The sequence below is a fragment of the Erythrobacter donghaensis genome (assembly GCF_001557325.1).
GTDB lineage: Bacteria > Pseudomonadota > Alphaproteobacteria > Sphingomonadales > Sphingomonadaceae > Erythrobacter > Erythrobacter donghaensis_B.
Genome location: NZ_LSJS01000121.1, coordinates 1 through 10,114, shown reverse-complemented (window position 1 = coordinate 10,114; position 10,114 = coordinate 1). Strand labels below are relative to the sequence as shown.

The 10,114-nt window shown below is 67.8% G+C and carries 8 protein-coding genes, 1 tRNA gene and 1 pseudogene; 8 read left to right on the top strand and 2 right to left on the bottom strand.

Features of this window, described 5'->3' with window-relative positions; translation table 11 throughout:
* Positions 1 to 466 precede the first annotated feature (466 nt).
* Both AX692_RS06625 and AX692_RS06620 read right to left on the bottom strand, forming a co-directional pair.
* Positions 467 to 2,287 carry a glycoside hydrolase family 15 protein gene (locus AX692_RS06625; protein WP_230959608.1) on the bottom strand — a complete coding sequence of 607 codons (1,821 nt, stop codon included), beginning with the start codon at positions 2,285 to 2,287 and terminating at the stop codon, positions 467 to 469.
* 93 nt (positions 2,288 to 2,380) lie between these two features.
* Positions 2,381 to 2,455: transfer RNA gene (locus AX692_RS06620), tRNA-Thr, on the bottom strand.
* A 311-nt stretch (positions 2,456 to 2,766) separates the two neighbouring features.
* On the opposite strand from AX692_RS06620, the gene gpmA reads away from it, so the two are divergent.
* The 8 genes and pseudogenes from gpmA to AX692_RS19550 all read left to right on the top strand — a co-directional run.
* Positions 2,767 to 3,453, top strand: a complete 687-nt coding sequence (gpmA, locus tag AX692_RS06615) for a 2,3-diphosphoglycerate-dependent phosphoglycerate mutase (RefSeq protein ID WP_073974215.1) — start codon at positions 2,767 to 2,769, stop codon at positions 3,451 to 3,453.
* Positions 3,453 to 3,944 carry a 5-(carboxyamino)imidazole ribonucleotide mutase gene (gene purE, locus AX692_RS06610; RefSeq protein WP_073974216.1) on the top strand — a complete coding sequence of 164 codons (492 nt, stop codon included), beginning with the start codon at positions 3,453 to 3,455 and terminating at the stop codon, positions 3,942 to 3,944. The genes gpmA and purE overlap by 1 nt, the downstream gene beginning before the upstream one ends.
* Entirely contained in the window at positions 3,944 to 5,011 is a 1,068-nt protein-coding gene (locus AX692_RS06605) for a 5-(carboxyamino)imidazole ribonucleotide synthase (RefSeq protein ID WP_073974217.1), read from the top strand. Before purE ends, AX692_RS06605 begins: the two co-directional genes overlap by 1 nt.
* Positions 5,008 to 5,496, top strand: coding sequence for a dihydrofolate reductase (locus tag AX692_RS06600; protein ID WP_073974218.1), 489 nt, complete (start codon positions 5,008 to 5,010; stop codon positions 5,494 to 5,496). The genes AX692_RS06605 and AX692_RS06600 overlap by 4 nt, the downstream gene beginning before the upstream one ends.
* A complete protein-coding gene (locus AX692_RS06595) occupies positions 5,496 to 6,434 on the top strand; it encodes a bifunctional riboflavin kinase/FAD synthetase (protein WP_073974219.1) in 939 nt (312 codons plus the stop codon). The genes AX692_RS06600 and AX692_RS06595 overlap by 1 nt, the downstream gene beginning before the upstream one ends.
* Entirely contained in the window at positions 6,431 to 9,457 is a 3,027-nt protein-coding gene (gene ileS / locus AX692_RS06590; protein ID WP_073977595.1) for an isoleucine--tRNA ligase, read from the top strand. Before AX692_RS06595 ends, ileS begins: the two co-directional genes overlap by 4 nt.
* Complete coding sequence (gene lspA / locus AX692_RS06585; protein ID WP_073975842.1) at positions 9,454 to 9,990, top strand: signal peptidase II; 537 nt, start codon at positions 9,454 to 9,456, stop codon at positions 9,988 to 9,990. Before ileS ends, lspA begins: the two co-directional genes overlap by 4 nt.
* A pseudogene (locus tag AX692_RS19550) lies at positions 9,983 to 10,114 on the top strand (DUF3035 domain-containing protein); the annotation flags it as partial. The gene lspA and the pseudogene AX692_RS19550, both read left to right, overlap by 8 nt.

Sequence of the window (10,114 nt, the reverse complement as noted above, 5' to 3'; positions counted from 1 at the left end):
TGGCGTTCGCCGCCGACCCCGGCACCAACCGCCACGCCTCCGGCCGTGGTCGGCGTGCCTCCGGTCGCAGGCGGCGCGCCCGAGCTGTCGCCGCCGCCGCCGCAACCGGCCAGCAGCATAGCCAGCGCAAAGGCCGATGCCAGCCGCAGAGCTTTCGATTTCCCATGACCCGAACCCATGATTGTGTCCCCTCCTGCCAACGCGCGAACGGGGTCGAATCTCGGATTTTCACGGATAATTTCAGGTAAACGCGGAAACTTTATGGCAAGAATTCAGAAGCTTGAAAACGGGTCATTAACCACTGAAATGCCTGAAGCATCCGCTCCATGACTGGCCGGAATGGCCACTTGGCGGGGTGGCGGAAAGGATGTTCTTGCAAGCCTCGACGCCGCGCCTGCGCGACTCCGCTACCAATGGTGCGCTCTACCAGCGAACCACAAGGACAAGCCTCGTCCTTCGGTTGCCGCTATCGCACCGCGCTCCACGGTTTCGACAGCAGCCCCGCGCAGTTGATCACCCCCACCAGCGAGTAGGTCTGGGGGAAATTGCCCCACAATTCGCCGGTGTTGTAATCGAGATCCTCGCTCAGCAGCCCCGAGGCGGTGGTGCGGCTGAGCATCGTCGCGAACAGCCCGCGCGCCTCCTCGCTGCGACCGGCGAGGTGGAGCGCCTCGATCAGCCAGAAGGTGCAGACGTTGAAGGCGGTCTCGGGCGGGCCGAAGTCGTCCTCGGCGGCGTAGCGCAGCATGAAATCGCCGCGCCGCAGCTGCTGCTCGACCGCCGCGAAAGTGGCGAGGAAGCGCGGGTTATCGGGCGCGTGGAAGCGCAGTTCGACCATCTGCAGCAGGCTCGCATCGAGGTAGTCGCTCTCGAAGCTCGCGCCGTAATGTCCGCCCCCGCCCGCGTGATCGCCGCCGTCGGGCTTCCAGGCCTCGGCCTCGATCCGGGCGCGGATGGTGTCTGCACGCTCGCGCCACAAAGCCGCGCGGTCCGTTCTGCCCAGCCAGTCCGCCGCCATCGCCAGCCGGTCGCAGGCGGCCCAGCTCATGACGGCCGAATAGGTGTGGACCTCCTGCCGGGTGCGGAACTCCCAGAGCCCTGCGTCGGGCTGGTCGTGCATCGCGAAGGCCAGCTCGCCGACCGTCTCGAGGCTCTCGAAATCGCGCTCGTCCGAGATGCGCAGCAGGCGCTGGTCGATGAAGCCCTGCACCGTGGGCAGCACGATCTGGCCGTAGCAGTCGTGCTGCACCTGGAGGTAGGCGGCATTGCCGACCCTGACCGGCCCCATCCCGCGATAGCCGGCCAGTGCCGGAGCGGTGGTCTCGGTCAGCTCGGCCACCCCCATCACCGAGTAGAGCGGCTGGATCTGCCCGCCCTTGGCCGCGTCGACGATATTCCTGAGATAGGCGAGATATTTTTCGAGCACATCGAGCGCGCCCAAGCGGTTGAGCGCCTGCACGGTGTAATAGGAATCGCGGATCCAGCAGTAGCGGTAATCCCAGTTGCGCTGCGAATGCGGCGCTTCCGGGATCGAGGTGGTGAGCGCGGCGACGATCGCGCCGGTCTCCTCGTGCTGGCAGAGCTTCAGGGTGATAGCGCAGCGGATCACTTCGGCCTGCCATTCGACCGGCGTCGCCAGCCCCCGCACCCAGCGCTGCCAATAGCCGCGGGTGGCCTGTTCGCTGCGACGGATCTCTTCGCGCAGGTTGCCGGTGAAGGGCTCGTCCGGGCCGAGGAAGAAATGCAGGTCCTCCTCCACCCGGAAGCTGCGCGCCTCGAGGATGTAGCCGACCGGCGCATCGGTGCTGAGCCGCAGCGCCTGCGGGCCGACGAGATAGCGGATGTGGTTGGTGCCGTGGGTGGTCTCGACCAACGCCGCGCCGTAATCGCGCATCGGGGTGAGCACCACGCGCAGGCGCGGGCTGCCCGCGACCGGCCGCACGATCCGGCTGATCGCCACCGGACGATACATCCGCCCATGCCGCTCGTGACGCGGGCAGAAGTCGAGCACCTCGACCGCGCTGCCATCCTCGGCCTCCAGCCGGGTGACGAGGATCGGGGTGTTGCGGATGTAGCTCTGGCTGGCGCTGACCTGGCCGACCAGTTCGAACCGCCAGATCCCGGCCTCGCGGTTGGTGCCGTTCATCAGCGCGCAGAACACCGGATCGCCGTCCACCCGCGGCACGCAGGCCCACACGATCGCGCCCTCATGGTCGACGAGCGCGCTGACCTGGCAATTGCCGATGGGCCAGAGTTCGAGATCGGGGGCGTGGGAGGTTGGCGTCACGCCAGGCGGCATAGGGGCATGGCGGGGGAGGTCAAAACCCCGGGGCGCCATCTGCCGCGAAACGTTGCCTTGCGGCGACGGCCCGCCTGAATATGGTGCTGCTGGGGAGGATTGAACTCCCGACCTCACCCTTACCAAGGGTGCGCTCTACCACTGAGCTACAGCAGCGCCGGAAACAGGCGCGCCCTATTGTCGCGCGCCGCCGCTATGTCAAGCGGGCGTTCTTGTCGCGCTACCGCTTTGCTACTTGAGCGGGCGGATTCTTAGCGGCAATGGCTTTCACATGAGTGAAGGCAACGCCAGGAATATGTCGCGTGAAGAGCGGCTCGCGGCCAAGCTGCGCGAGAATTTGCGGCGCAGGAAGGCGCAAGCGCGGGCGGTTGCAGGCGCGGAGGGCGATTCGGATGGTGCGCAGCCCCTTCCCAATCGCCCTCGCGAAAGCTAACGCAGCGCGCTCCCGACGAATTGCCGGAGCCAGCATGCCCAAGCTCATCCTCGTCCGCCACGGCCAGAGCCAGTGGAACCTCGAAAACCGCTTCACCGGCTGGTGGGATGTCGACCTGACCGAGAAGGGCGTGGCCGAGGCGACCGCCGCGGGCGTGCTGCTGCGCGACAAGGGCGTGCTGCCGACCTATGCCTTCACCTCCCTGCAGACCCGCGCGATCCGGACGCTGCACCTGGCGCTGGAAGCGGCGGGGCGGCTGTGGATCCCCGAGGTCAAGGACTGGCGGCTCAACGAGCGGCATTATGGCGGGCTGACGGGCCTCAACAAGGCCGAGACCGCCGCCAAACACGGGGACGAACAGGTCAAGATCTGGCGCCGCAGCTTCGACATTCCCCCGCCGGTGCTGGAAGCGGGGAGCGCGTTCGATCTCGCCGCCGACCCGCGCTATGCCGGGATCGCGATCCCGAACACCGAGAGCCTGAAGCTGACGATTGAGCGCGTGCTGCCCTATTGGGAAAGCACGATCCTCCCCGTCCTCGCGAGCGGCGAGACGGTGATCATCGCCGCGCACGGCAACTCCCTGCGCGCGCTGGTCAAGCACCTCTCGGGGATTTCGGACGCGGACATCACCGATCTCGAGATCCCGACCGGCCAGCCGATCGTCTACGAATTCGAAGGCAGCGCGCCCGTGGGGACCCGCTACTATCTGAAGGACGCCTGATGGAAGCTGCCGGGGGGAAGGTCGCGATCGTGATGGGCAGCCAGTCCGACTGGCCGACCATGCAATGCGCCGCCGAGGTGCTGGACGAGCTGGAGGTGGCCTATGAGGCGCGGATCGTCTCGGCCCACCGCACGCCGGACCGGATGGTGGCCTTCGCCAAGGGGGCCGAGGGCGAGGGGTTCAGCGTGATCATCGCGGGCGCGGGCGGCGCGGCGCATCTCCCCGGCATGATCGCCAGCATGACGCACCTGCCGGTGCTGGGCGTGCCGGTGCAGTCCAAGGCCTTGAGCGGCATGGATAGCCTGCTCTCGATCGTCCAGATGCCCGGCGGCATTCCCGTCGGCACGCTGGCGATCGGCGAGGCCGGGGCGAAGAACGCCGGGCTGCTCGCCGCCGCGATCCTCGCGCTGGGCGACGAGGCGCTGTCCGAGCGCTTGCAGGACTGGCGCGCCGCCAAGAGCGCGGGTGTCGGCGAGACCCCGGAGGATTGATGCTCGCACCCGGCTCCACCATCGGCATTCTCGGCGGCGGGCAGCTGGGCCGGATGATGGCGGTTGCCGCCTTGCAGCTCGGCTACCGGGCGGTCGGCTATGCGCCCGAGGGCGACAATGTCGCGGCCGATGCCTGCGCGGATTTCATCACCGCCGGTTGGGACGATGCGGCGGCGCTCGCGCGCTTCGCGCAGGCTTGCGACGTGGTGACCTGGGAGTTCGAGAACGTGCCGCTGGGCACGGTTGCCGCCCTGCCGCAGCACCTGCTCGCCTGCCCGCCGCGCGCGCTCGAGGTGGCGCAGGACCGGCTGCGCGAGAAAGCCTTCGCGGCTGACCTCGGCGGAACGCCCGCCCCGCATGCCAAGGTCGAGAGCGCCGCCGACCTTGCCGCCGCGATTCGCAGCGTCGGCATCCCCGGCATCCTCAAGACCGCGCGCGACGGCTATGACGGCAAGGGCCAGTGGCGGGTGCGCTCCGCGATCGAGGCGGGGGCGCTCGTCTTCCCCGGCGTGACCTGCATCTACGAGGGCTTCGTCACCTACGAGACCGAGTTCTCGGTGATCCTGGTGCGCGGGGCCGATGGGCAGATTCGGTTCTGGGATTCGACCGCGAACCTGCACGAGGGCGGGATGCTCTCGCGCTCGGTGCTGCCGGCGGGGGCGCTGGTCGAGGCGCAGGTTCCGGCCGCGCGGGCGCTCGCAGCGAGGGTGGCCGAAGCCCTCGGCTATGTCGGCGCGCTCACGCTCGAATTCTTCGCCACGCGCGAGGGGCCCGTGTTCAACGAGATGGCCCCGCGCGTTCACAATTCCGGCCACTGGACGATCGAGGGCGCGGCCACCAGCCAGTTCGAGAACCACATCCGCGCGATCGCCGGCCTGCCGCTGGGGGGCACCAAGACCCGCTTCGAGGCGATCGAGATGCGCAACATCGTCGGCGAGGAGGCGCTTGCCGCGCACCAGATCCTCGCCGAACCGGGCGAGCCGCACCTCCACCTCTACGGCAAGCGCGAGGTGCGCGAGGGGCGCAAGATGGGCCACGTCACCCGCGTGGGGCACGCGGTGAAATGAGCCGAGACATCATGCTGATCTACGCCCGCGCTGCCAATGGCGCGATCGGCCTCGGTGGCGACCTGCCGTGGCGGCTGCCTGCGGACCTCAAGCGTTTCAAGGCGCTGACCATGGGCCTGCCGATGATCATGGGCCGCAAGACCTTCGAGAGCCTGCCGGGGCTGCTCCCCGGGCGGCGGCACATCGTGCTCTCGCGGGACGCCGGTTGGCGGGCCGAGGGGGCGGAGCTTGCGGCCGATCCATATGCCGCGCTGGCGCTCGCGGGCGGCGAGACCATCGCGGTGATCGGCGGGGCGGCGGTGTTCGAGGCCTTCCTGCCGCTCGCGGACAGGGTGGAACTCACCCAGATCCACGCCGACTACGAGGGCGACACCTTCATGCCCCCGCTCGGCCCCGGATGGCACGAGACCACGCGCGAGGATCATGCGGCGGCGGGCGATTATCCCGCCTTCTCCTTCCTCACCTTCCGCAAGGCCCTCGCCTGATGCGCTGGCTCGATCACCGCGAACCCATGCCGGATTCGCTGCGCGGCGCGGTCGTCGCGCTCGGCAATTTCGACGGGTTCCACCGCGGCCACCAGGCCGTCGCGGGCGAGGCGATCGCCTGGGCCCATGCCGAGGGCCGCCCCTCGATCATCGCCACCTTCGATCCCCACCCGGTGCGCTTCTTCAAGCCCGATGTGCCGCCCTTCCGCCTGACGACGCTCGAGCAGCGGCAGGAGCTCTACCTCGCCGCGGGGGCGACCGCGATGCTGGTGTTCCACTTCGATGCCGAGCTTGCGGGGACGGGCGCCGAGGATTTCATCCGGGCGATCCTCGTCGAACGCCTCGGCGCTCACGGGGTGGTGACGGGGGGCGACTTCACCTTCGGCAAGGGTGCCAAGGGCAATGTCGACTTGCTGCGCACGCTGGGCGGCGAACTCGGGCTGCAATCGCGCGTGGTGGAGGCGGTGGCGCAAGGGGGCGAGGTCGTCTCCTCCAGCCGTATCCGCGAGGCGCTGCGCGGCGGCGACCCGCAGGAGGCCGCGCGGCTGCTCACCCGGCCCTTCGCGATCCGCGGTATTGTCGAACACGGCGACAAGCGCGGGCGCACCATCGGCTATCCGACCGCCAATCTGGGCGTGGAGAATTACCTGCGCCCCAAATACGGCATCTACGCCGTCACAGGCCGCATCCTGGCGACCGGCGAGGTGCTCAAGGGCGCGGCCAATATCGGCATCCGCCCGCAGTTCGAACCGCCCAAGGAGCTGCTCGAGCCCTTCTTCTTCGACTTTGCCGGCGACCTCTACGGGCAGGAGATCGAGGTGGCCTTCCACCACTACCTGCGCGGCGAGGCCAAGTTCGACAGCCTCGAGGCGCTGATCGCCCAGATGGACAAGGATTGCGCCGAGGCCCGCCGCCTTCTAAGCGCGCAGCCGCTATGACCGACGATACCGCAGCGCGCGATTACCGGGACACCGTCTTCCTGCCGAAGACCGATTTCCCCATGAAGGCCGGCCTCCCCCAGAAGGAGCCGGGCATTGCCGCGCGCTGGGAGCAGATCGGGCTCTATGACGCGCTGCGCAAGTCCCGGAAGGGTCGGGAGAAGTTCATCTTCCACGATGGCCCGCCCTACGCCAATGGCGACATGCATATCGGGCACGCGCTGAACCACATCCTCAAGGACATGGTCTGCCGCACCCAGAACCTGCTGGGCCGCGATGCGCCATATGTGCCCGGCTGGGACTGCCATGGCCTCCCCATCGAGTGGAAGGTCGAGGAGCAGTACCGCAAGGACAAGAAGGCCAAGCCCGTTCTCACCGGCGCGGGGCGTGACGAGGCGGCGGTCAAGGCCTTCCGCGACGAATGCCGCGCCTATGCGCAGCACTGGGTCGACGTGCAGCGCTCGCAGCTGAAGCGCGTCGGCATCATGGCCGATTGGGATCACCCCTACCTCACCATGCAGAAGGAGAGCGAGGCGGTGATCGTCGCCGAGCTGCTCAAGCTGGCCGAGGCGGGGAACCTCTACCGCGGCTCGAAGCCGGTGATGTGGTCCCCGGTCGAACAGACCGCGCTCGCCGAGGCGGAGGTCGAATACGAGGACATCACCTCGACCCAGATCGACGTGGCGTTCGAGATTGTTGAGTGTCCGAACGTCCCTGAACTGGTCGGCGCTTACGCGGTGATCTGGACGACGACCCCGTGGACGATCCCGGTGAACCAGGCTTTAGCTTATGGGCCGGAGGTTGAGTATGTTGTCGTAAAGTCGCTTTCACTGATTGAAGTGGGTAGAGCTGAACCCGGTGAGCCGATCGATTTACACCCCGATCTAAGTCGATGGATGGGCCGAAGGTTTCTTGTGGCGAAGAGCTTGGTCGAAGAGTTTAAGCGCCGCGTGAGCAGCTATCTTTCTGCAACTCACATCCGCCAGACCTCGCCTGTCTTTCAGGAGGAATGGCGTGGCAAAGGCAAAGACCTCGCCGGCACCCACGCCCGCCACCCGATGCACCACCTCGGCGGGTTCTACGCCGCGCCGCGCCCGCTGCTCCCCGGCGATTTCGTCACCACCGATAGCGGCACCGGCCTCGTCCACATGTCGCCCGATCATGGCGAGGACGACTTCGAGCTTTGCAAGGCCAACGGCATCAACCCCGTCTTCGCGGTGATGGACGACGGGCGCTACCGCGACGACTGGGGCTGGCTCGGCGGCGCGGACGAGCGGCGCATGAGCGTCATCAACCCCAAGTTCAACGCGCCCGATGGCCCGATCTGTTCCGACCTGCGCGAAGCGGGCGCGTTGCTTGCCGCGAGCGCGGACTACGCGCACTCCTACCCTCACTCGTGGCGCTCCAAGGCCAAGGTGATCTTCCGCTGCACCCCGCAGTGGTTCGTGCCGATGGATTCTCCCCTCCCCTCGGGGGAGGGGCCGGGGGTGGGGGGTCCGCCCTCCGCGACCGCCGAACACCCATCCCCAACCCCTTCCCTCGAGGGAAGGGGCTCTACACTCCGCAGCACCGCCCTCGCCGAAATCGCCCGAGTAAAATTCATCCCCGAAAAGGGCCGCAACCGCATCGGCGCGATGGTCGAGGGGCGGCCCGACTGGGTGCTCTCGCGTCAGCGCGCGTGGGGCGTGCCGATCACTTTGTTCGTGCGGCCTGACGGCTCCTACCTTCAGGACCCCGCGGTCAACGCCCGCATCGTCGCGGCGGTGAATGCGGAAGGCATGGACGCGTGGAACAGCGCCAACAAGGCGGCGTTCCTCGGCCCCGATTACGATCCCGCCGAATTCGAGATGGTCACCGATATTCTCGACGTGTGGTTCGATTCTGGCTGTACCCACGCCTTCGTGCTCGAAAGCGGGCGCTGGCCGGACCTGCAATGGCCCGCCGACCTCTATCTCGAAGGCTCGGACCAGCATCGCGGCTGGTTCCAGTCCTCGCTGCTGCAATCCTGCGCCACCCGCGGCCGTGCGCCCTACGACCAGATCCTCACCCACGGCTTCACGATGGACGCCAAGGGCCGCAAGATGTCGAAGAGCGAGGGCAACACCATCGACCCGCTGAAGGTGATGGAGACCTACGGCGCGGACATCATCCGGCTGTGGGCGCTTTCGGTCGATTTCACCGAGGATCACCGCATCGGCGACGAGATCCTGAAGGGCGTCGGCGACCAGTACCGCAAGCTGCGCAACACCTTCCGCTACCTGCTCGGCGCGCTCGACGGGTTCGTGGGCGACATGAGCGATGCGGGCGAGCTGCCCGAGCTCGAGGTCTACATCCTCGGGTTGCTGTCCGAGCTCGACGGCAAGCTGAAGGCGGCGGCCGAGGCCTATGACTTCAACACCTACACCCGCCTGCTGGTGGACTTCTGCAACGAGGACCTCTCGGCCTTCTTCTTCGATATCCGCAAGGACAGCCTCTACTGCGACGGGCCGGACTCGACGACGCGCAACGCCTACCGCACCGTGCTCGACCTGCTGTTCCACGCGCTCATCCGCTATGCCGCGCCGGTGCTGGTGTTCACCGCCGAGGAGGTGTGGCTCTCGCGGTACCCCGAGGATGGCGAGGTCGATGAGGCGGGCCAGCGCGGCTCTGTCCACCTGCTCGAGTGGCCGAGCATCCCCGGCGTCGTCGCCGACCGCGCCAAGTGGGACGCGCTGCGCAGCCTTCGCGACCAGGTCAACGAGGCGATCGAGCCGCTGCGGCGCGACAAGACCATCCGCTCGAGCCTCGAGGCCGAGGTGGTGGTCCCCGCCAGCGCGGTGCCCGAGGGCGTCACCGACGAGGCTCTCGCCGAGCTGTTCATCACCGCGACAGTCACCCGCGGGCAGGGCGATGCGGTGACCGTCTCCAAGTCCCACCACCACAAGTGCGGCCGCTGCTGGCGCCTGCTGCCCGACGTGGCGGAAGAGGGGGCGTTGTGCGGGCGCTGCGAGGACGTCGTGGCGCAGATGGACGCTGCGGCATGAGCACGCTGTTCACCCGCAACCGGCTGATCGGCCTCGCCATCGCCGCGCTGGTCGCGCTCGTCGATCAGGCGGTCAAGTGGTACGTGATCGGGCCATTGAAGCTGCGACAGGTCGGACATATCGACCTCCTGCCCTTCTTCGACCTCACCTACACCGAGAACCGCGGCGTCTCGCTCGGCATGTTCGAGGCGAGCAGCCTCGAGACCCGCTGGCTGCTGGTGCTGGTCACCGCGGTGATCGCGGGCGTGGTGCTGGTGTGGATGATGCGCGAGCGGCTGCTGGGCGAGATCGCGGGGCTCGCGCTGATCCTCGGCGGGGCGCTCGGCAACATTCGCGACCGTTACGAGCTGGGCTACGTGATCGACTATGCCGACTTTCATATCGGGGGGTTCCGCCCCTTCCTGATCTTCAACATCGCCGATGCCGCGATCACCATCGGCGTCGTCATCATCCTTGCGCGCAGCCTGCTGCTGCGCGACAAGGGCGACACACAAGCCGGGGAGAGCCCCCGTGGAGAGTCACACAATGCGTAAGACTGCACCCCTGATCCTGCTGGCCGGTTCGACGGCGCTGCTCGCTGCGTGCGGCGGCGATGGCGGGGTGTTCAACCGCGCGCGGCCCGACGAGTTCGCGGTGCAGCGCCAGGCGCCGCTGGTG

Excerpts from the sequence above, each read along its gene's own strand:
- lspA (WP_073975842.1), top strand. The coding sequence starts at position 9,454 with ATGAGCACGCTGTTCACCCGCAACCGGCTGATCGGCCTCGCCATCGCC.
- ileS (WP_073977595.1), top strand. The coding sequence starts at position 6,431 with ATGACCGACGATACCGCAGCGCGCGATTACCGGGACACCGTCTTCCTG.
- AX692_RS06600 (WP_073974218.1), top strand. The coding sequence starts at position 5,008 with ATGAGCCGAGACATCATGCTGATCTACGCCCGCGCTGCCAATGGCGCG.
- gpmA (WP_073974215.1), top strand. The coding sequence starts at position 2,767 with ATGCCCAAGCTCATCCTCGTCCGCCACGGCCAGAGCCAGTGGAACCTC.
- purE (WP_073974216.1), top strand. The coding sequence starts at position 3,453 with ATGGAAGCTGCCGGGGGGAAGGTCGCGATCGTGATGGGCAGCCAGTCC.
- AX692_RS06595 (WP_073974219.1), top strand. The coding sequence starts at position 5,496 with ATGCGCTGGCTCGATCACCGCGAACCCATGCCGGATTCGCTGCGCGGC.
- AX692_RS06605 (WP_073974217.1), top strand. The coding sequence starts at position 3,944 with ATGCTCGCACCCGGCTCCACCATCGGCATTCTCGGCGGCGGGCAGCTG.